The organism is Aliiglaciecola sp. M165, from assembly GCF_007197995.1.
Lineage (GTDB): Bacteria > Pseudomonadota > Gammaproteobacteria > Enterobacterales > Alteromonadaceae > Aliiglaciecola.
Genome location: NZ_VKKH01000009.1, coordinates 411,567 through 432,676, shown reverse-complemented (window position 1 = coordinate 432,676; position 21,110 = coordinate 411,567). Strand labels below are relative to the sequence as shown.

Below are 21,110 nucleotides of genomic sequence, written 5' to 3'. Positions count from 1 at the left end.
AAGAGAATTCTATGCATTTGAAAAAGAGATATGGAGTATTACTTGTTTTATTAGTTGTGATGGGGTGCAGTCAAAAGACCCCTTCAGAATATATTGAAGAAGCAGAACAAGCGATTTTAAAAAATGAAAACGATACTGCGGTAATTGTGCTTAAAAATGCACTTTCCTCGGAACCAACAAACCTTCGAGCAAGGTTTCTATTAGGCTCTGTTTATTTTAAACGAGGCAACGCAGATTCTGCGGAGAAGGAGTTAAAGATTGCGTTAGAGGGCGGATACTTCAAGAACGAAGTGTTACCACTCTATTTAGGAACACTGGATTTTTTACAGCGTGATGACGAAATCGTGCAGGTAGTTGAACGCGCGACAGGGTTGAATAGTGAAACTGAGGCTGCAGCTCAAACCTATAAAGGATTAGCATTATTTAGAAAGAATGAAGTTTCCAGAGCTAAGTTAGCCATTAAAAGGGCTAGCGAACTTGCACCAGACTCGCCCTACTCAAGATTGGGAAGGGCTCATCACGCGCTTCGTGATGGTGAAGTAACTGACGCTATCATCATTCTCGACGAATTATTAGTAGACGATCCTGATTTTATGGAAGCGGTATTAATGCGCGGCCAACTGGCCATGCAGGAGCAAGACTACGAAATTGCAATCAAAACGTTTGAAAAATACGTTGGACAGAAACCCCAAGACGCGCAGGGTAATTTCCTTCTTACAGATGCTCTAATTCGCGCAGAAAAATACCAAGAAGCCGAAACATTGCTAAATTCGTTGTTAGCTAAGCTTCCTAATAATGCAAAACTAAATGAATTCTCTGGGATATTGAAATTCAACAATAATGATTATGCTGGCGCTAAAACCGCTATGGAACAATCCATTTCCAACGGATCGAATTCTGCTACCGTGCGATTAATTGCTGGTGTAGCTTCATATCAGGAAAACAAACTTGAGCAAGCCCATAAACATTTAGCGTCAGTACAAGGGATTCTGCCAGAAAACCATCCCGCGAAGCGCTTGTTTGCTGAAATTCAACTTCGACTTGGCTACAGCACTGAAGCCGCTGTTACCCTAGGCAACTTGGGTAATTATGATTTGTCTGATGTTAGTTTGTTTACTCAAGCCGGCCTCGACTTAGTTAAACGTGGCGATCAGTCTAATGCGCAAAAAATGCTCGACTTAGCCAAAGATCTAGACCCTCAAAGTGCTGAAGAAAAAACACGGGTCGGCACACTAAAATTATCGTTAAACGATCTGTCCGGCATCAGTGACTTAGATGAAGCGATTGAGCTTGATCCTAAAACAATAAGAGCGAGACTCGTGCTTGCACAGTTCTATATCGGTAGCAATGAGTTCGATAAAGCTATCGCAACAGCAAAACAATGGGTAGAGGTTGCACCTGAAGAAGTTACGGCTTACAACTTGCTGGCCGAAGTTTATGAGCTTTCGGGTAATACCGATTTAGCCCAGCAGACCCATGAAAAAGTTTTGCTACTCTCACCTAACAATCCTGCTTCTCTGAAATTCATGGCTGATTTAGCTATGCAGGACGGAAACAACGACAATGCGCTCACCATGTTAAAGCAGGCAGCCGAAAACAACCCTGAATACGTACAAGGTACGTTTGACTATTTGATGGCGGCTAAAGATGCCGGTGAAGCTGAAGCAGAAGAAGCGCTAGCACTAATGAAATCCGTCAGTGAGGCTGACCCTGATAATGTATTAAAGAGTTTAAACTATGCTCGAGGGCTAGTTGTTCTTCGTCAACCCCAGTTAGCGTTGGATATTTTGTCAAAAATTACTGCTGATGTTGATATGCCAATGTTCTATTGGAAAGGCCAAGCTGATAGCCTTATTGCGCTAAACAAGCCTAATGAAGCGGTCAATGTTTATACTTCGTGGCAACAGTTAGAACCACAGCGGAAAGAGCCATGGTTACTGGCGATTGTTATCTATGATCGCTTACGGGATATGACAGCGGCATTGGACACAGTAAAAAGAGCTTTAAATCATCACCAGGATGATGATGAATTTAAAGTCATGGAACTACATTATACATTGTTAAGTGGCAACATCTCGGTGGCAAAGCGGCTTTACAACAATTTACCGGTCAACATTCAACAAAATAACATTGTTAAAGGTATGCGCGGGCAACTGCACTTTGCTGAAAATGAATTTCGCAAAGCGCTTCCACTGCTACAAGCCCATTATGACGAGAGCCGTGATGGTCGCATTGCGTTAACCATTGCGGATGCAAAGGCAAAACTTAACGAGGCAGATTCAGGATTAAAATTCTTGGAAGACCATTTGGTTACCGTTCCAGGAGATCTAAACGTGCGGGCCCGTTTAGCTGAGAGGATCATGGAAGCCTCACCTGAAAAAGCAATTATCCACTATGAGTATATCTTGCAGTTTCTTCCAGAAAACATTATTGCTTTAAACAACCTCGGTTGGTTATACGGGAAAACCGGTGATGCGCAAAAAGCGGTTGAATTTGCGGAAAAAGCGGTGGCTCTGAGACCTGAAAACCCTAAGTTATTGGATACATTAGGTGTGGCGCTGTTGAGTAATGGTGAGAAGCAACGGGCGTTAGAAGTTTCTAAAAAGGCGTTTGACATTGAGCCGAGCAACCAAGTTTATCGCGTGCACTATGAAGAAGCCCAAAAAGCAAACCAGTAAACAAACGATAAACAGAGTAAAAAAAGTGTCAAAATATTTAACAGCTGTTGTGTGGTGATTTTAAAATATTCAACAAAATCAATGGGATAAAAGTTGGCACGCCGCGTGCATTAATCTAGACATGGAAAAGTTTGTTTGTGAAACCAACTTTACAACCTAAACAAATTAATACGCTGGAGAATTAATATGAAAACTAAGTCCTTATTAGCAGGGATCATTTTAGCAACAAGCTCGTCTGTTGCTTTCGCTGACCAATTCTATATCGATGTCGGTGTAGACTTTGGAGACAACGCAAGAAATCAGGCTGCTGGCGCAACAACTACAGGTTGGTTGGATCAAGCAACTTATAACTATCAGTCAACTACACTAGTAACTGATGCTGATATGAATGGTCCTGATGTAGGCGATGCAATTACTACTGTTGGTGGATTCACTGACGTTGCTTCACTTGGTTTTAACGCTGTTGAAGGTTTCCTTCCTAACAGCTTTGGACCTGAAAGTGACAATGGTTATGGAGATTGGGGTTTAACTTTCCAATTCGAACTAACAGGTAGTTTAGGTCCTGCACTTGCCACTAATTACACTTCAGGTGACATTACTTTCTTCTACTTTGAGCCAGGCGACGCTGTTGGTGATTTCGTAGAATTGTTTACACTTGATTTCCTAAGTATCGCTCAAAGCCTAGGTGGTCCTTCACTAAGAACTATGGTTTCTTCTGTTGGAGCGGGTACTGTAAACGGTGTTGCTGCAGGTGATGTATTCAACTTCGCTGATGGTTCAATGGGTGATTTGGTTGGCGATATGGTTGACGTGTTCTCTTTCGTAGATTTCAACACCGACCCAGCTGACGTAACGATTACTAATAACTTTGATGGAACCTTTACTCTACAAGGTAACCATGATGGTTCTATCTCTTTCCAAATTCCTGAGCCGTCAAGCTTAGCAATTTTGGGGCTTGGTCTTCTAGGTCTAGGCGGCGCTGCTCGCAGACGTAAAAGCTAAGTTAGAGACTTAATAGTCAAAAGAACGGTTTATCTGTAGTACCGATAAGTAAATCAAACATTACGTTTGGCGGTTAACCGGTCTTTACACAGCTACGAAATCCGATATCAGTTTCTGATATCGGATTTTTTTTGTATTAACCATATTAAAAACTACATGGTTAGACCAATCCACATAATGTAGTGATTAGTCAGAACGCGTCCAGAAGCTTTAAACAAAAAGTCGCTCTGTTCAAAGGGGAGTTCTCTTATCCATAGCGACTGCAGGTAAAAGGCGCTGTAAAATTCTCTTCATGTGGACTTAAGTGAGTGCGAAGCATTGCTTTGGACTTAACGTAGCACTCGATTCATTCATTCCAGCAATTAAGTACGTCCATTTGCTTTCTCGTAGCCAGAGCACTTTGTTATGTGGATTGGTAGTCAATTCTGTTGGCAGGTTGCAATGGTTTTGATGTATAGATTTAGTGATTCTTAAATTCAGATGAGGTTATTTACACAGCTTTCACTGATGTCTGTCATTAGACTGCTTTTCAGTATTTAAGTTTTAACTGATATCAGGCCGGAGCTTTTATTTGTAATAATCAGCAGTATCTATTGAAAGCAGAGCCAATAAGTATAAAGGGACCGGAGAGGATATTAGGCAGAGGAAGTATTATCTCGAGGCAGAGTTAAGTCGTTGGTTTTGGTTTGCCAACGGCCTTTTTTACCATAGGGAACATAATGTACTTTTGAATAGGGTTTTTATTTCCCCAAGGACGCCAGGTGCGCTTTGCTTTGTTTCTAAACGCATCTACATGCCATCCCCATGGAGCCTCGAGCACTTTCCCTCTTTTTAGCAGTATTTTAACGACGTTGGTATTCAGAACGCCAGCGGCCATTGATATACCCATAGGTGTAGAGGGAACTTTTCCTCTCCAAAAGTCAACCTTACTGCGATCGACTAGATAGCTTAGTTGTAACATGCGCGGAGATAGTCCCATAATGAGATGATAAAACTTGTCTTCCTCGTTGAGTCCCTCTAAGCAAAAATAGTCTTCAAATGACATTTTTCCAGGCATAAAAACAAGTACAGCTGTTCCCATTCCCATTGGCGCTGCAGTAACACAAGGAATATTCTTTTCATAACAGCGCTGAAATACTTTGCGTCTAATATCCATAGCAAAGATATCCAAGCTATCAATATATATGTCAACACCATCAAGAAAATCTTCTAGGTTTTCGTCGTTTATACCTTTGTCGAAATTTTTAACACTTGATTCAGGGTTAATATTGGCGAGTATATCTTCCATAACCTTAGATTTTTCTTGGCCTAAGGTTTTCATCGAAGCACCTGCCTGGCGATTGAAATTTACTAAGTCGTACTGGTCCATATCGGAAATATGGAAGTTCCCTATGCCTAACCGAGCGCACACTATTGCATGATCACCTCCAACTCCCCCGAGACCTCCTATGGCGACTTTAGAATTTCGCAATACTTCTTGCTCTTCGTCAGTCATCCATCCTATGTTTCGCGAGAATGCTTCTTTGTAATCAAACATAATAGTGTCTCTTAAATATGTTCAGTTGTAGACAGTTGGTCTTGGACCAATTGTTCTTTCGTATGCCTAGCAATCGGCGTTAAACGAAACTGTTGCTAGTGCGAAAATAATTAAACGTCAATTTGATGCGTTAACGCATTATTAATGCTGAATAAAAGTGATTTGAAATCTTCGTTCAAATTTTCTTCTACTTTTTTCGGTTGAATGTAATAAGGTGCCCGTTTTCCATGATAATCAACAACTGGGCCAATCTGTTCAAATGGCAGTCCCACGAAGCGCATGCTTCTCGCTAGTCTTGGTTCTACCATGACATAACAGTGGTTAATATTCTTATGTAGCAAAATTGATGTAGCAGATAAATATAGTCCAACTGCTATAAAAGGAAAGCAACGTAGTTCTGTTTCCGAGTATACCTCTTTATTAATCAAACCAATTGCAGCGCCATCAAAGTTATCCATTTTACGACGTCTGAATTGAAGAGGGACTGCTAATCTAGAAATTTCACATATGTCGTTTCTATCAAAATTGTCAGGGAAAAGTTCTGGCCTCTGAATGGCCTCTTTGCAATAAAGTTCTATCGGTAGCTGTTGAGAAGCCGAATTTGAAACTATGAGTCTGACTGTGCCAGCATAATTGCCACTCGATTTGTGTTGGATTAAACAATGGTATGAATGGGAATCAAAATTATCAGTTTCCAATTTCTGCTCGTTCTCAGGCTCAAAATGTAACTCTTCACAGTAGACTTGATGCCTAATATTGTAGGAGTGTTCTTTGTGCTCTTGCGATTCCGAGAATACAGGTTTCAAATAGTCTGAAAAATGACCAGAAATGCTGTCAGCAGAGATTTCAGTCATTCAACTTTCCTTTGTGGGATATATTGACCATTATTGTTGGTAATCATTTATGTATTTAAACTAAGTAATGCTTCAAGTTTCGGGTTTAACTCAAAATTTGTCAAACCTAAACCCGATAAATTTTATGCAAAATAATGACTTGTTGGATTTTTTACCAAGTAAATACGGAGTAAAAACTGTTGGAATATCAACTTACACAATTTCATATTGAAGCGGCCAGAAACTCAACGGATGATTTCAATCTATTTCATGATAAGAAGCGTTGGAATTGGATCCACAATAACCCTTTTGACGGTCCCATTGCTTTGGGCTTTCAATTGGGATGTTTTATAGAAACGCAGTTGCAAGCGCTGAGTCAACATGAATCGGTCGACGCTACCGACTACCCATTTAGTGTGTTTGAACTCACATACGCTGGTGTGGTGCGTCCTGGGGATAAACTTCACCTGGACGCAAAGCCGGGAAAGAATTCAATGTTACAAGGTGGTCGTTGTCACTCCAACCGACTACTGTTAAAGGCAAATAACAAGGCAGTCATTCTCGGTTTCAAAAGGCGCTCAGAAGTGAATCCGATTGTCGTAAATGATGCTATTCCTGCAGGTATTGATTGGGGATTGCGCGCTGACCGCTCTTTTGACCAGGGGAGCGGATGTTTTTTAAAAAGAAAATATATGATTGTTGGAAATGCGAAAAACTTTCTGACTAGCGCATTTGCCGAGCAATCTGAATACATCGATGAATTCGCCGACAAAGTGTGTTTCCCGCAAATGTATCCGATGAGTCTGTTGTCATCAGCCTTGCTGGAGAGAGCGCAAGCAATTGGACATGATTTGATTAAAAATCCAATGATCTATGCATCGCATAAATTAAGCATTGATCAAAAACAGCTAAATCAATTGCGCAGTAATGACGTACTAAATATTGTTGTGAGTCCCGAACTGGAAATCGCGGGGAGTGATAACAAAGTGAGTCATTTGTGTGTGGGTTATGTTAAGGAAAACGTACCACTGTTTAGCGCTCAAATTGTTTTGTTGCCGTTATCATCGCTATTAAACAAATAACACTCTGCGGCGTTAACTTGAAAAATGTCGGTGGAAACAATCCTATGCAGATGTTTCATTTTTAATGATTGGGATAAAAGTAGGTCAGGCTAACATTTAAAAATTACTGCTTCAGCTTAAGCGGAATAATACTTCGCGCAGTTTGATTGCCCATCTGAAATAATTCCATCTTCTGTTCTGGTGAGAGCGAAAAATCAACAGACGAATAATGTGCTGTATCGATTACGATGGTGTTGTGCCAATTGTCTGCATGCACATACTCTCTGGATAGCGCAGTCATAAAGGTTTTGATCAGCATGAACAGGTATTCTGGGAGATGAAAAAACACCTTACGCTTCTGAATTGTCGCGACTTGTTGAGATTTGAGCCTAAAGCACATATTTTTAGCGTCATCGTCGGTCCATTCTCTGAATAGAGCATCTTCGGACAATATTGCTCCGTCGACGAGTAGATGTTCCTTATACGGTTTAAAACTAAAGACTAAGGGAATTGACATAGAAAATCGAACAGCAGCCGAAACTTTTAAATCAGGACTGGTTTGACTATCAAAAACCACCGGGCCGCCACCATTAACGTCTGTTGCTACTATGCTAAGGTCGTGAGTCATTTGCTTGAACGTTTTACCTTCTAGCTGTTCGTCCATCCAGCGTTCAAATTTGTTTCCCGAGCTCAATCCCCCGTCTTTCAACAATCTTATTATCGAATATCCTTTAAATTGTTTGAAGTCGGTGTCAATGGCCAATTTAAGGATATTTTGCAAAGGCATTCCACTGCAATAAAGTGCAGAGACAATGGAGCCTCCAGAAATCCCGACAACTCGATCAAATTTCAAATTCAAATCGTTGATAGCTTGCATAATGCCGATATGCGCAGTCAAACGGGTACCGCCACCAGAGAATATTGGAACTATGCGCATTGATTGTGGTTGCTTTGTCGTCACTTTATAAAACCAAACTTGTTTTGTGGGCTTGTTTAAAATATGGTTCAAAAATCGAGTTTTGCATAAGAGCGTGAATTTATGACGGTTTTTCTTGACAACAAACTTTGTTTTCAGGCTAAAAAACGACTCACCACTATTTGTTGTTATGTCGCTTTGTTGTTGTCCCTTCCTGTGGGCGCTCATAGCATTGTCGAGATAGTGGATAGAGTGAAACCATCTATTGTTGGTATTGGTGTTTTTGATCCGATCAATGCACCTCGAGCAAACCTTCACGGCAGTGGGTTTGTGGTCGCAGATGGTAAACACATTATTACTAACCATCATGTTATCAGTAAGCCATTAGCCGAAAATAGTCGTCAGCGACGCGTGGTTTTTGTCGGTCAAGGGAAACGGCCGATTACCTTAGATGCAACCGTAGTCGAGGTAGATGAATTGCACGATTTGGCGCTTCTTCGTGTCGAAAGGAAGCTTGAACCCATGAAACTCGCCAGCGCAACATTGATAAAAGATGGCTCTGAAATTGTATTTACAGGCTTTCCTATAGGTGCAGTGCTGGGCTTATATCCTGCTACTCACCGAGGTATTATTGCTGCCACCACTCCGGTTATTATTCCTGCGAATCATTCTAGTCAGCTGGATATCAATACCGTAAGAAGGCTCAGAGATCCTTATTACATCTATCAATTAGATGCAACAGCATATCCTGGGAATAGTGGTAGTGCAGTGTATAGCGCTGACACAGGTGAGGTAGTCGCTGTGATCAATAAAGTTTTTGTAAAGTCGACAAAAGAAGCGGTATTATCAGACCCCAGTGGCATTACGTATGCAATACCTGTAAAATACGTACTAGAACTGCTCAAAACGGCCAATGTTCCGCTTAATTAGTCTGTCAGAAAAATTTACAACATGACAGTTTTGTATGGGATAAATCCTGCAAATTCAGTGGTTTATTTAAGTGGTCCGATTTTTGCTTTAATCATGTAATGAAGTTAAACTGCGCATATTGAGTCGCACTGAATGGGTTTTAGTCAATGAATGAATTCGAAAAGTCAGCAGAAAAGGATGTTGCCACTGTGAATAAGCGTCGTAGTTTTATCAAGAAGACCGCTACAGGCGCAGTGATTGCGAGCCTACCAGCCAAATCTGTATGGGGCGCGTGCTCTGTATCTGGTGCCATGTCAGGTAATTTGTCACAAAACACTGATAGACATGACTGTCATTTGCCTAATTTTGCCAATGGCCGTTCTCCCGGTGGTTGGGGACAAGTTATGGGCTTGCACGGCAACGGTAATGGAAATGGCAACTCACAAACCATCTCGTCTATGTTTATTCCATTGAAAGACATTATGGAAGACAATTCAATCTCAGATGCTGACAAAGATAAACATCAAGAGTGTTATGAAAACGAAGTGCGCGATCGCTTAAATGATGTGCTGACTCTGCCACCAGAACTGAATTCAAACCCAATTACTGTTGGTGATGCTCTGCAGAGTCAAGGCGGAACTCTCAATAATATTCAATACCATTTAGCTGCTGTTTACTTGAATGCCTATTATGGGTTTTATGCAGGTTATCAAGGGCGTGCTGATGCGCTAAACGCGATTGAGCAAGTTTATCTATACTGGTACATGGCCAATAAATCGGGAACTGTATCGATTAGCGACAATGATTTGGGTTATGATGACGGTCGGACATACTGGGAACTAAACTCCTGCAGTGTCAACTAATTCAACGCGTTGAAAATAGGTATTGAAAGACAGTCCTACAAGCCGCTACGCATTCAATCCTAACTCGGAAGTGCGCTTACTTTCGGATGGTAGCGGCCTTGCCATTTATGATGGCTATAGCTGTGATACTCACTTCATTCATTCAAAAAAAGACCAAAGCGCACTGCCGGCACTTTCTACTGTTCCTCAAGAAATTACACCAACATTCCTTGTAGAGGAATTTGGCATGAGTAAGCTCGCTGCTCAACACACTATAGATCTGCTGATCAAACAAAAAGTGCTTGGGGAAATATCCTAAATGATTGATGTCAATATTGGTCAGTATCACTTTTCAGTTGAATCGAAAATAGAAGCAGTTAACAACGCTATCGATATTATTTATGGGGATGTGCCTGCACAAGATCTTCCGTACGATTTTAAAGTTCGTCTTGTTTTTGAGTCTTTAGTCAGGCGCTTTATTAAACCACAAATTAGTTTTTATTCTGATCAACATTCACCCTTTAAACCTCTTCCTGTGTCCCAGGCACCAGCATTACTTGAGTGGGGCATGAACTGGTGTGTTGCAGCTCACGAGTATTCGAAATTAATCATTCATTCAGCCGTTTTAGTTAAGGATGGCAAGGCAATATTGTTCCCGGCTCTTCCAGGTTCGGGGAAAAGCACGTTAACCGCCTACTTGGGGCTGTCTTCATGGTCTACTTATTCTGATGAAATGGCGATGATTGATCCTGTGACGTTGGAAGTTAGCCCTCTATATCGACCGGTATGCTTGAAAAATGACTCAATTTCTCTCGTCAAAAAATGGCATCCCAACGCGATTTTTGCGCCTGTTTGTAAAGACACACAAAAAGGTGATGTCGCTCATGTGAAAGTGATGGATTGGCAAAACTACACACAATTATCGCCAGTACCGATCGTGGCAGTCGTTTTTCCAAAATATGATGCGCAAAGTGATTTGACCATTTTTCAATTGAGCGACCTTGAAGCTTTTAATGTGCTCAGCAAAAATGCGTTCAATTACAACGTACTTGGCCGTAATGGTTTTGATACCGTGGATAACATTATTCGGCGAACTAAGAATTTTGAAATTCGATTCAACGATGTTCGCGAAGTCGATGCATTTTTAACTGAAGATATATTGAGTGCCAGTTTATGAAATTGAGTACTCGAAAGTTATTTGATTTATTGATGCAGCCGCAGATGGGTGTCAATTTAACCGATAAACAATGGCAAGATTGTATTTTTGTGCTGCGAGAAAGCAAACTACTTGCGGCGCTATATCATTCTGCAAACAAGAACGGATGTTACGAACAATATTCGACGTTTGCTAAAAAACATCTAGTATCTGCTTCAATTTACGCAAACAGGCAAGCAGATCAGATCCGCTATGAGTCTGCGGAGCTGAGAGATTTACTTGAACATATAAATGTTACCGTCATTTTTTTAAAAGGTGCAGCGTATACCTTGCGCAATAGCCTGAATAGTCATGGCAGAATTTGTTCAGATCTTGACGTGTTAGTGAATAAAAGTGACTTGTCCAAGGCGGAAGCACACCTTAAGGTTAATCGTTGGCGTTCTGAGCCGCTCAGCGACTATGATGAAAAATATTATCGGGAATGGGCGCACGAAATACCGCCGTTGATTCAAATTAATCGGGCAACAGTGGTGGATATGCACCACAATATATATCCACCTATCAGCGGGCGCTCGCCACTGATAAGCGAATTCATTAGCAGTAAAGAGAAAACGCAATCTGGCTGCTTTGTGCTGGATCCTGTGGCCACTGTCATGCACAGTATTATTCATATGTTTGCCAATGAAGATAGCAGCAGTTGGATGCGTGACTTGTATGACATTTATTTACTGATCGAAGAATATAGTGATGACAAGTTCTGGAAGCAGTTGAGTTTACTTGCAAAAAAGACGGACTTCGGGTTTGAATTTGTTTGTTGCATGAGGGTACTTGAACATTATACAGGATTTGACGTCCCGCAAAGCGCCGATGACTATTGTCAGCAAATCGCCTTATCAAATATTCAGGAATGGTTTATTCGAAATGCCGTCATTCCAGCCGTTGTACCAGAACATGAACTGACCTTGGGTCGACAGCAGGCTTGGGGGAAGCGTTGGGTTTATTTTCGTGGACACTGGATTAAGATGCCCTTTACTGTGTTAATAAAACACTTTGTCGTAAAATCATTTTTATCCATAAGAGACAAAATCATGGGTAAACACCATTTTGATCCGCAATTGCCGAAAAATCCAAACTGGTAAACATGGCTGATTTACCACTATCGACATATAACGCCTTGTGTTGGGGTTAATTGCATTACAACACTACTATTTTTTTACAAATACAGGCAAACTACGCTGTAATTTTTTTGATGAGCGACTGATCATGCCATTCTTGCACGATGTGAGTAGAACACTTCTCACAACATTATGGCATCAAGGTTAGGAAAAAGAGGAAACAAAGTTGGTGGATCAATTTACGAACAAACGCATCGGTGTCATTGGCTTGGGTTACGTGGGTCTCCCTTTGGCAGTGGCATTTGGGAAAAAATATGCAACCTTGGGTTTTGATATCAACCAACAACGCATAGACGAGTTAAAACGGGGAGAAGATCATACACTTGAAGTGTCCCCAGAAGAGCTAGCAGATGTCGTTTCTCTCGAGTTTAGTAGTTCACCACAAGATTTGTCAGATTGTGACTACATCATCGTTACAGTGCCTACGCCAATTGATAAGAACAGACAACCTGATTTAACGCCTCTTAGAAAAGCCAGTGAAATGATTGGTAAAGTGATTAAATCGGGTGCGATTGTTATTTATGAATCTACTGTTTACCCCGGTGCAACGGAAGAAGTTTGCATACCAATTATAGAACAGCATTCAGGTATGACGTTTAATCAAGATTTCTTCGCAGGTTACAGCCCCGAAAGAATTAATCCGGGTGATAAAACCCATCGCCTAGAAAATATTATCAAAGTGACTAGCGGTTCTACACCTGAAATCGGTGATACCGTTGATGCACTTTATCTAAGCATCATCGAAGCGGGCACTCACAAAGCGTCATCAATCAAAGTGGCAGAGGCGGCTAAGGTTATCGAAAACACCCAGCGCGATTTGAACATTGCTTTAATCAATGAACTGGCGATGATTTTTGAGCGCCTGGGGATCGACACTGAAGAAGTCTTGTTAGCCGCGGGAAGCAAGTGGAACTTCTTACCTTTCCGTCCAGGTCTAGTTGGTGGTCACTGTATCGGTGTTGATCCTTATTATCTGACCCACAAGGCAGAAGAAATTGGCTATCACCCTGAGGTGATTTTGGCTGGAAGACGGATCAATGACCACATGGGTGAATATGTCGTTAGTCGCCTAGTGAAAAAAATGCTGAATAAGAAGATTATGGTCAACGGTGCAAACGTGTTGTTGATGGGGATTACCTTCAAAGAGAATTGTCCAGATATACGCAATACTAAAATTGTTGATATTGCCACTGAACTTGACAACTATCATGTCAATGTCGATATCTATGATCCTTGGGCAGAATCAGCAGAAGTTGAGCACGAGTATGGTTTGTCTCTTGTCGATAAACCCGAAGTAGGCAAATACGATGCGGTTATCGCAGCTGTTGCCCATTCACAGTTTAAAGAAATGGGCACCGAGCAAATACGCGCCTTAGGTAAAGAAAATTGCGTTGTGTTCGATTTGAAATATATTTTAGATAAACAACTAGTCGACTTAAGATTATAGGAACAGTTTGATGAAAGTATTGGTAACTGGAGCTGCCGGTTTTATTGGCTCTCATGTCAGTTTATATTTGTTGGAAAGAGGTGATGAGGTTGTCGGTCTCGATAACCTAAATGACTACTACGACGTCAACCTCAAACTGGACAGACTCAAGCGAGTTGAAAATCATAAAAACAGCTACAACTTCACCTTCGTCAAAATGAGTGTTGAAGACCGTGAAGGTATGGAAGCGCTGTTTACTGAGCACAAATTTGACAAGGTAGTGCATCTAGCTGCTCAGGCGGGCGTGCGCTACTCGTTGGAAAACCCACACGCTTATATTGATGCCAATATTGTTGGTTATATGAATATCCTGGAAGGGTGTCGTCACAACGACGTTAAGCATTTGGTCTATGCATCGTCGAGTTCGGTGTACGGCGCGAATGAGTCTATGCCGTTTTCTGTACATGACAATGTTGACCATCCTGTTTCATTATATGCCGCTAGTAAAAAAGCCAATGAGTTAATGGCCCATACATACAGCCATCTTTATGGTCTGCCTACCACTGGACTTAGATTTTTTACTGTCTATGGCCCATGGGGACGACCTGACATGGCGTTGTTCCTATTTACCAAAGCGATTTTGGAAGACAAGCCAATTAAAGTATTCAACTATGGTAATCATATGCGTGATTTCACTTATATTGATGACATCGTTGAAGGCATTATCCGGACGCTCGACCACACAGCGCAGAGCAATCCGGAATGGTCAGGGAAAAACCCAGATCCAGGCACCAGCAAAGCGCCGTGGCGAGTCTATAACATAGGTAATCAGAATCCAGTTAAACTCATGGAATATATTGAAACCCTGGAAGATAAATTAGGAAAAGTGGCTGAAAAGGAGCTTTTACCCTTGCAGTTAGGTGATGTTCCTAATACCTATGCTGATGTTGAAGCACTGGTAAAAGACGTTGATTATCGTCCAGAAACCACTATAAATACCGGTATCGGGAACTTTGTCAGCTGGTATAAAGACTACTTTAAAGTTTAAAATCTGCAGTTGAAATATACAAAAGCCAAGCATTCGCTTGGCTTTTTACTTTTTGGATCTGCAATTTATTGGCTCGCCAAAAACTGTTTCATTTTGCGTCGCATTGCATGAAGTAAGGGTTCGGTATAGCCACTAGGCTGAGACGTCCCTTCGAACACCAAGGCTTTTGCGGCATCAAAAGCAATCGATTCACTAAGCGTTGGGCCCATGGGAATGTAGTCTGCATCATTTGCATTTTGTTGATCGACCAGTCTGGCCATTCGTTCCATTGACTCAAGTACCTGCTCAGAAGAAATAAGCCCATGCAAAAGCCAATTGGCAATGTGTTGACTAGAAATCCTCAATGTTGCCCGGTCTTCCATCAATCCAACATTGTTAATGTCTGGGACTTTTGAACAACCAATACCTTGATTAACCCAGCGAACAACATAACCTAAGATGCCTTGCACATTGTTATCCAGCTCATTGGTGATTGTTTCTAAATCAGGTTTGTTTTGTGGGTCCATCAACGGAACTGTTAATATATCGTCTAACCCAGAAGGTTGCTGAGCAAGTTCTTTTTGCTGTTCAAATACATTTACCTTGTGATAATGCAACGCATGCAGTGTCGCCGCCGTAGGAGAGGGCACCCAAGCGGTATTTGCTCCCGCCAGAGGGTGTTGGATTTTAGCCTTCATCATATCAGCCATGTTGTCTGGGATGGGCCACATACCTTTGCCTATCTGAGCTTTACCAGACAATCCAGCCTGCAAGCCGTGACTGACGTTGTCTTTTTCGTAGGCTTGTATCCAAGGCATTGATTTGAGTTCACCTTTAAGTGCAAAGGGACCAAGTTGCATGGCTGTATGAATCTCGTCACCTGTGCGGTCTAGGAATCCAGTGTTAATAAAGGCCGTTCTTTCTTTAGCTTCATAAATACAAGCACCCAAATTGACACTGGTGCGTCTCTCCTCGTCCATGGTCCCCATTTTTAATGTGTAAGCGGGCAAACCTAACAAAGACTCGATACGCGCAAACAAGGTATTGGCAAAGGCGACTTCTTCCGGCCCATGCATTTTAGGTTTGACGATATAAATGCTGCCATGACGACTATTCTTTGTCTGGCGATCTGTTTTAATATCGTGGATACCGATGAGCGAAGTAACGACACCGTCCATAATTCCTTCCGGTATCATCTGGTTTTTAAATAAAATGGCATCACTAGTCATCAAGTGACCTACGTTTCTAACAAACATTAAGCTGCGACCCTTGAGAGAAAACTCATTGCCACTAGCGTCTAAATAGTGTCTATCAGCGGCCAGTGAGCGCTCAAATGATTTGCCATTTTTACTCACTGCACAGCTTAAATCTCCCTTCATTAGTCCAAGCCAGTTACGGTAAACGAGCACCTTGTCTTGCGCATCTACGGCAGCGACAGAGTCTTCACAGTCCATAATTGTGGACAGCGCGGCTTCAACTAAAATGTCTTTCATTCCTGTCGGATCGGTTTTCCCGACCGGATGTGAATCGTCAAACTGTAATTCAATATGCAAACCATTGTGAACCAGCAATATACAATCTGGCGAGTCAAGGTCGCCGGAATAACCTGTAAACTGACTTGTGTCTTCTAGGCCTGTGCTTTGCTTGTCATCTAAATCGCAGATTAGTCGCCCATCTTGCAAGCGATAACCGATAACGTCAATGTGTGAGCCTTCACTAAGTGGCGCAATGATATCTAACCAATTGCGAGCAAACTCAATGACTTTTTGACCTCTAACTGGGTTGTAGCCGTTGCCTTTTTCAGCTCCGTTGGCATCGTCGATCACATCTGTACCATATACAGCATCATAGAGGCTGCCCCAACGAGCATTTGCTGCATTGACCGCATATCTTGCATTATTTATCGGTACGACCAATTGTGGACCTGCCATGTTGGCAATCTCTTCGTCTACATGCGCTGTGCTGATTGAAAAGGGGGGAGGGGATTGAACCAAGTAACCAATGTCAGTCAAAAAAGCCTTGTACTCGTCCATGGAGTAATTTGGATTTTCACGATTGAAGTCATCTATTTTGCTTTGCAGGCTCTCGCGTTTTTCTAACAGTGCCTGGTTTTGCGGCATCAATTCGGCTAGCAGCTTTTCGAATCCTGCCCAAAAGGCTTGCAGATCAACACCTGTTCCAACAATAGCTTCGTTGCTAATGAATGCATCAAGCTGGGCATCAATCTTCAGTGCACCACGTTCGATATAATTTTGCATGAATATTACTCCTACTCTTTATACGATGAATAGTAGCGAGTTAATGATATCATGTTTAATTTATGGTTATTATACTTGTGATAAATTTGCTGAATGTTTGGGTTAGCTAAGTTGCTCCGCAACATCAGCGATTAATCGTCTTAACCAAATATGTCCAGCATCATGATGTAATAATGCGCTCCAGGCCATTTTTAAGCCGATAGGGGGGATGTCAAACGGTGGATCGAGGATAACGACATCAGCGTCGTCACGATATAATTTTGCGGCTTTGGAAGGTAAGGTAGCAACAAGGTTTTGCGCTTTTGCTAATTGAAGAGCCACATGATAATGCCGGGTAAATACGCGTATATCACGTTTTTTCCCCAGTTTGGTAAGCTCCGCATCGACCCAGCCTAGTTTTTGCACCTCGTTAGGATCGACACCAACACCAACCCCAAAACCGGTTTTACTTACCCATATGTGCTGTGAACTGAGATAAGACGCCAAGTCAAATCGATTGACAATAGGGTTGTGACTGTTAATCACACAAGAGAACGTATCGTACCAGAGCACTTTCTGGTGAAAAGATAGCGGCAATTCTTCAAATCGATTGATCGCCATATCAACCTTTCCATGCTCGACATCATGAAAAGTGACATCACTTGGGGTTATCACATCCAAAGTAATGTTCGGGGCAATGTTACCCAATTGACGCACGACTTCGATAAGCAAGGTTGATTCAGCGTAATCGCTTGCCATTATTCGGAACGTACGCTGACTGCTCTGCGGAGAGAACTCCGTCTCTGGTTGGATCGTGGTTTCCAACTTGGCCAAAACGTCGCGCACCACTGGCTGCAGTTCTAACGCTCGTTGCGTAGGCGTCATGCCATCACTGGTTCTGACCAATAACGGATCTTTGAACAAGTCCCGTAAACGTTTTAAACCGTTGCTCATTGCAGGTTGCGTAATGCTTAATTGGTTAGCGGCTTTAGTGACGCTTCCTTCGCGTAGTAATACGTCTAGATACACCAACAGATTTAAATCTACTTTTGCAATATTCAAGTTGAGCTCACTTATGTCAAAACGGCGATTTGATTATAACAACGCTAGAATCAATTCCAATATTAATGATACGCCGACTAAAAACTAAAGGAAACCAAGGTGATGGGTAATGTCTGCGTCCTTTTTTAGATCAAGATAAATTTGTTCCGTCAAACAAAAAGAGCAAGGACTAACCCTTGCTCTTTTTTATTGCATAACTTAAGGATTAATTATGAAGCAACGTCAAATTGATTCATTGTGTTGTCTTTGCCAGACGCCTTAAGTGCTTGTTCGCCACTGAAGTATTCTTTGTGGTCATCGCCTAGGTTAGAACCAGCCATTGCCTGGTGCTTCACGCAGGCCAAACCTTGGCGGATTTCCTGGCGTTGTACACCTTTAACGTAGGCCAACATACCTTCTTCACCAAAGTAACCTTTAGCAAGGTTGTCGGTTGACAATGCTGCAGTATGATAAGTCGGTAGAGTGATCAAGTGATGGAAAATGCCTGCTTCGCGCGCTGCATCAGCCTGGAAGGTGCGAACTTTTTCATCTGCCTCAGCAGCTAGCTCAGAGTCATCATATTTAGCCTGCATCAAATCTTCACGCACATAGCTAGATACATCTTTTCCTTCTTCGGTCCATGCATCAAAAACTTGCTGACGGAAGTTAAGCGTCCAGTTAAATGATGGTGAATTGTTGTAGACTAATTTTGCGTTAGGGATTGTCTTGCGGATCTCATTCACCATAGCGCCAATTTGTCCGACATGTGGCTTTTCAGTCTCGATCCAAAGCAGGTCAGCACCATTTTGCAATGACGTGACGCAATCCAATACCACACGATCAAATCCTGTGTTGTCTTTAAACTTGAATAAACCATTTGGTAGGCGCACCGGTTTGACGAGTTTACCGTCTTGACGTAGCGCTAAGTCGCCGTCGTTTAGCTCTTCAACACTGTTCACATCGCTAGTGTCTAAAAATGCATTGTATTGTGCAGCAAGATCGCCAGCTTCTCGAGAAACTGGGATTTTTTGCGTTAGACCTGCGCCTAGTGAGTCGGTTCTCGCAACAATCACGCCGTCATCTACACCTAGTTCTAGGAATGCATAGCGAACAGCATTAATTTTTGCTAGGAAATCTTCGTGTGGAACTGTGACTTTACCGTCCTGATGGCCACATTGTTTAGCGTCAGATACTTGGTTTTCGATCTGGATACAACAGGCGCCAGCTTCAATCATCTTTTTGGCTAAAAGGTATGTAGCTTCTTCATTACCAAACCCTGCATCAATGTCAGCGATGATTGGCACAACATGAGTTTCGTAGTTATCAATTTGGGCCTGAATTTCAGCGGTGTCTTGACCCGCTTCTCTAGCAGCGTCTAGTGCCTTAAACAAATCACCTAGTTCTCTCGCATCCGCTTGACGTAAGAAGGTATAAAGCTCTTCAATCAGCGCTGGGACAGATGTTTTTTCATGCATCGACTGATCCGGTAATGGACCAAATTCAGAACGCAATGCAGCAACCATCCAACCAGAAAGATACAGGTAGCTCTTATTAGTTGTACCTTGATGCTTTTTCACGGCCAACATTTTTTGTTGACCCACAAACCCGTGCCAGCAGCCCAGAGATTGGGTGTACTGCGAGCTATCTGCGTCATAATCCGCCATGTCCTTGCGCATTATCCCAGCGGTGTATTTGGCAATATCCAAACCTGTTTTAAATCTGTTTTGCGCTTTCATGCGTGCTGCATATTCAGGGTCAATCGCGCTCCAGGCGTTACCATTTTGTTCGCGTAATTGAGACACTGCATTTAAGTCGTTTTGATATTGAGACATTGTTCTTTCCTTCTCTTTCACTGTGTAGGGAACAGAGTTAATCAGCATGTTGGTGAGTCAAAACACACCAGCTTGTATCGATTCACCTTGATTATTCTTTTGTGTCGATGAAGTGATCCTAAGGCTTAGATGATAATAATTGAAACGCATATTGATGATATTCGACATAAAAATCATGAATGGAGGTGTGATCGGTTTGAAGAATCATCTAAAGACAATCACTTAGGAGCAGATAAACTATGAAAGCATATGCACAGAAACACTGTCATATTTCCCTAAATGCACATTTTACGACTATTATTTTAGTCAACTTAGTCAATCGTTGGTGATTATGTCAGGAATTTTAGCATCTGTTGATCAAAGAACGCAGTTGGTTGGAGAGAATCGGCTTGAACTTCTGATGTTCAAACTGGGCTCACGTCATACGTTTGCTATCAATGTTTTTAAAGTGAAAGAGGTAATCACTGTACCTGCCCTAAATCAAATGCCAGGTTCCCATGCTCACCTGAGAGGAGTGACAAATTATCGAGGTACATCGATACCGGTAATCGATTTGCGCCAAGCCATAAAACTAACCGCTAAAGGGACTGGATCAGAAAGCCAAAATGTCATCATCACCGAGTACAATCGCAGTGTACAAGGATTCCTGATTGGTCAAGTTATGAATATCGTCAATACATCATGGAGCAATATTCAACCGCCACCTACAACCATTGGTAAAAATAACTATTTGACAGCTATCACTCAAATTGAGATCGAAGGCAAGAATGAACTGGTAGAAATCATCGATGTAGAAAAAGTGTTGGCCGAGATTGTTCATTACGATACGCAAATATCAGAAGAAATCCTCGACGAAGATGTGGCGAAACATTTGCAAGGACAAACAATATTAGTCGTTGATGATTCTGCTACGGCTCGATGGCAAATTAGAGACACCCTAAAACAATTAGGCATTAATATCGTCGAATGCCGAGACGGTCTGATGGCCCTGAATCTGCTGCGTGAGTGGGCGAATGAAGGGAAAAAGGTTACAGATGAAATTCTCATGATGTTTACCGATGCAGAGATGCCTGAAATGGATGGTTATCGATTGACTGCCGAAGTGCGAGACGATGATCGAATGAGTGATTTGTTCATTGCTCTAAACACGTCATTGAGCGGCTCATTTAACGAAGCAATGGTAGAAAAAGTTGGATGTAATCGATTTATTTCAAAGTTCCAGCCTGACTTGCTAGTAGACGTTGTACAACAGCGAATGCGCGAAAAATTAGAAAACCCTTCCTAGTGCCACAATTCTGCAATCAGATTCTGATTCACTTAAATAATCCGAGTTGGGGTTAATTAACCCCAATCCCGGGTAAGCAACGCCTGTAAGCACCGCTATTTATCCCCCTATCCTCGTTGTTCATTATGCGTTTAGAGCGACTAGACAACATAA

17 protein-coding genes are annotated in these 21,110 nt (G+C 42.0%); 11 read left to right on the top strand and 6 right to left on the bottom strand.

Annotation, left to right across the window (positions count from 1 at the left end; translation table 11 throughout):
- The first annotated feature begins 11 nt into the window (after positions 1–11).
- Positions 12–2,678 carry an XrtA/PEP-CTERM system TPR-repeat protein PrsT gene (gene prsT / locus FM019_RS19525; RefSeq protein ID WP_185969353.1) on the top strand — a complete coding sequence of 889 codons (2,667 nt, stop codon included), beginning with the start codon at positions 12–14 and terminating at the stop codon, positions 2,676–2,678.
- A gap of 186 nt (positions 2,679–2,864) precedes the next feature.
- Positions 2,865–3,680, top strand: coding sequence for a PEP-CTERM sorting domain-containing protein (locus tag FM019_RS19520; RefSeq protein WP_143837753.1), 816 nt, complete (start codon positions 2,865–2,867; stop codon positions 3,678–3,680).
- Positions 3,681–4,347: 667 nt separating this feature from the next.
- On the opposite strand, the gene FM019_RS19515 is transcribed toward FM019_RS19520, so the two are convergent.
- Positions 4,348–5,217, bottom strand: coding sequence for a ThiF family adenylyltransferase (locus FM019_RS19515; RefSeq protein WP_143837752.1), 870 nt, complete (start codon positions 5,215–5,217; stop codon positions 4,348–4,350).
- Positions 5,218–5,327: 110 nt separating this feature from the next.
- Positions 5,328–6,071, bottom strand: a complete 744-nt coding sequence (locus FM019_RS19510) for a PEP-CTERM/exosortase system-associated acyltransferase (protein ID WP_143837751.1) — start codon at positions 6,069–6,071, stop codon at positions 5,328–5,330.
- Positions 6,072–6,250: 179 nt separating this feature from the next.
- On the opposite strand from FM019_RS19510, the gene FM019_RS19505 reads away from it, so the two are divergent.
- Positions 6,251–7,132, top strand: coding sequence for a hypothetical protein (locus FM019_RS19505; RefSeq protein WP_260681680.1), 882 nt, complete (start codon positions 6,251–6,253; stop codon positions 7,130–7,132).
- A 103-nt stretch (positions 7,133–7,235) separates the two neighbouring features.
- Here FM019_RS19505 and FM019_RS19500 read toward each other — a convergent pair whose 3' ends face one another.
- Complete coding sequence (locus tag FM019_RS19500) at positions 7,236–8,048, bottom strand: patatin-like phospholipase family protein (protein ID WP_143837749.1); 813 nt, start codon at positions 8,046–8,048, stop codon at positions 7,236–7,238.
- Positions 8,049–8,150: 102 nt separating this feature from the next.
- Between FM019_RS19500 and FM019_RS19495 the strand changes: the two genes are divergently transcribed.
- The 7 genes from FM019_RS19495 (at position 8,151) to FM019_RS19465 (ending at position 14,583) form a co-directional block, all read left to right on the top strand.
- Positions 8,151–8,957, top strand: a complete 807-nt coding sequence (locus FM019_RS19495; RefSeq protein ID WP_143837748.1) for a serine protease — start codon at positions 8,151–8,153, stop codon at positions 8,955–8,957.
- A gap of 146 nt (positions 8,958–9,103) precedes the next feature.
- The gene (locus tag FM019_RS19490; protein ID WP_143837747.1) at positions 9,104–9,799 is read left to right on the top strand and encodes a hypothetical protein; all 696 of its coding nucleotides are present in this window, start codon (positions 9,104–9,106) and stop codon (positions 9,797–9,799) included.
- 22 nt (positions 9,800–9,821) lie between these two features.
- Positions 9,822–10,097 carry a hypothetical protein gene (locus FM019_RS19485; protein WP_143837746.1) on the top strand — a complete coding sequence of 92 codons (276 nt, stop codon included), beginning with the start codon at positions 9,822–9,824 and terminating at the stop codon, positions 10,095–10,097.
- Positions 10,098–10,955 (top strand): HprK-related kinase A, encoded by an 858-nt coding sequence (locus tag FM019_RS19480; protein ID WP_143837745.1) that lies wholly within the window; start codon positions 10,098–10,100, stop codon positions 10,953–10,955. It abuts the gene before it with no gap.
- Complete coding sequence (locus FM019_RS19475) at positions 10,952–12,073, top strand: nucleotidyltransferase family protein (protein ID WP_143837744.1); 1,122 nt, start codon at positions 10,952–10,954, stop codon at positions 12,071–12,073. Before FM019_RS19480 ends, FM019_RS19475 begins: the two co-directional genes overlap by 4 nt.
- Before the next feature lie 202 nt (positions 12,074–12,275).
- A complete protein-coding gene (gene tviB / locus FM019_RS19470; protein WP_143837743.1) occupies positions 12,276–13,556 on the top strand; it encodes a Vi polysaccharide biosynthesis UDP-N-acetylglucosamine C-6 dehydrogenase TviB in 1,281 nt (426 codons plus the stop codon).
- Between the two features lie 10 nt (positions 13,557–13,566).
- Positions 13,567–14,583: an NAD-dependent epimerase gene (locus tag FM019_RS19465; RefSeq protein ID WP_143837742.1), complete on the top strand. Its 1,017-nt coding sequence runs from the start codon at positions 13,567–13,569 to the stop codon at positions 14,581–14,583.
- Between the two features lie 65 nt (positions 14,584–14,648).
- Here the strand turns inward: FM019_RS19465 and FM019_RS19460 are convergent, their stop codons facing one another.
- The 3 genes from FM019_RS19460 to FM019_RS19450 all read right to left on the bottom strand — a co-directional run bounded on the left by FM019_RS19460 (position 14,649) and on the right by FM019_RS19450 (position 19,672).
- The gene (locus FM019_RS19460) at positions 14,649–16,820 is read right to left on the bottom strand and encodes a malate synthase G (RefSeq protein WP_143837741.1); all 2,172 of its coding nucleotides are present in this window, start codon (positions 16,818–16,820) and stop codon (positions 14,649–14,651) included.
- A gap of 102 nt (positions 16,821–16,922) precedes the next feature.
- Positions 16,923–17,861, bottom strand: a complete 939-nt coding sequence (locus FM019_RS19455) for a LysR family transcriptional regulator (protein WP_143837740.1) — start codon at positions 17,859–17,861, stop codon at positions 16,923–16,925.
- Positions 17,862–18,070: 209 nt separating this feature from the next.
- Complete coding sequence (locus FM019_RS19450) at positions 18,071–19,672, bottom strand: isocitrate lyase (RefSeq protein WP_143837739.1); 1,602 nt, start codon at positions 19,670–19,672, stop codon at positions 18,071–18,073.
- Positions 19,673–20,003: 331 nt separating this feature from the next.
- Here FM019_RS19450 and FM019_RS19445 point away from each other — a divergent pair, with 331 nt between their 5' ends.
- A complete protein-coding gene (locus tag FM019_RS19445) occupies positions 20,004–20,957 on the top strand; it encodes a chemotaxis protein CheV (protein WP_143837738.1) in 954 nt (317 codons plus the stop codon).
- The last annotated feature ends 153 nt before the right edge of the window (positions 20,958–21,110 follow it).

What these genes read in the sequence shown, in the direction of transcription:
- prsT (WP_185969353.1), top strand. Translation starts at nt 12, where the DNA reads ATGCATTTGAAAAAGAGATATGGAGTATTACTTGTTTTATTAGTTGTG.
- FM019_RS19520 (WP_143837753.1), top strand. Translation starts at nt 2,865, where the DNA reads ATGAAAACTAAGTCCTTATTAGCAGGGATCATTTTAGCAACAAGCTCG.
- FM019_RS19515 (WP_143837752.1), bottom strand. Translation starts at nt 5,217, where the DNA reads ATGTTTGATTACAAAGAAGCATTCTCGCGAAACATAGGATGGATGACT.
- FM019_RS19510 (WP_143837751.1), bottom strand. Translation starts at nt 6,071, where the DNA reads ATGACTGAAATCTCTGCTGACAGCATTTCTGGTCATTTTTCAGACTAT.
- FM019_RS19500 (WP_143837749.1), bottom strand. Translation starts at nt 8,048, where the DNA reads ATGCGCATAGTTCCAATATTCTCTGGTGGCGGTACCCGTTTGACTGCG.
- FM019_RS19495 (WP_143837748.1), top strand. Translation starts at nt 8,151, where the DNA reads ATGACGGTTTTTCTTGACAACAAACTTTGTTTTCAGGCTAAAAAACGA.
- FM019_RS19490 (WP_143837747.1), top strand. Translation starts at nt 9,104, where the DNA reads ATGAATGAATTCGAAAAGTCAGCAGAAAAGGATGTTGCCACTGTGAAT.
- FM019_RS19480 (WP_143837745.1), top strand. Translation starts at nt 10,098, where the DNA reads ATGATTGATGTCAATATTGGTCAGTATCACTTTTCAGTTGAATCGAAA.
- FM019_RS19475 (WP_143837744.1), top strand. Translation starts at nt 10,952, where the DNA reads ATGAAATTGAGTACTCGAAAGTTATTTGATTTATTGATGCAGCCGCAG.
- FM019_RS19465 (WP_143837742.1), top strand. Translation starts at nt 13,567, where the DNA reads ATGAAAGTATTGGTAACTGGAGCTGCCGGTTTTATTGGCTCTCATGTC.
- FM019_RS19460 (WP_143837741.1), bottom strand. Translation starts at nt 16,820, where the DNA reads ATGCAAAATTATATCGAACGTGGTGCACTGAAGATTGATGCCCAGCTT.
- FM019_RS19450 (WP_143837739.1), bottom strand. Translation starts at nt 19,672, where the DNA reads ATGTCTCAATATCAAAACGACTTAAATGCAGTGTCTCAATTACGCGAA.
- FM019_RS19445 (WP_143837738.1), top strand. Translation starts at nt 20,004, where the DNA reads ATGTCAGGAATTTTAGCATCTGTTGATCAAAGAACGCAGTTGGTTGGA.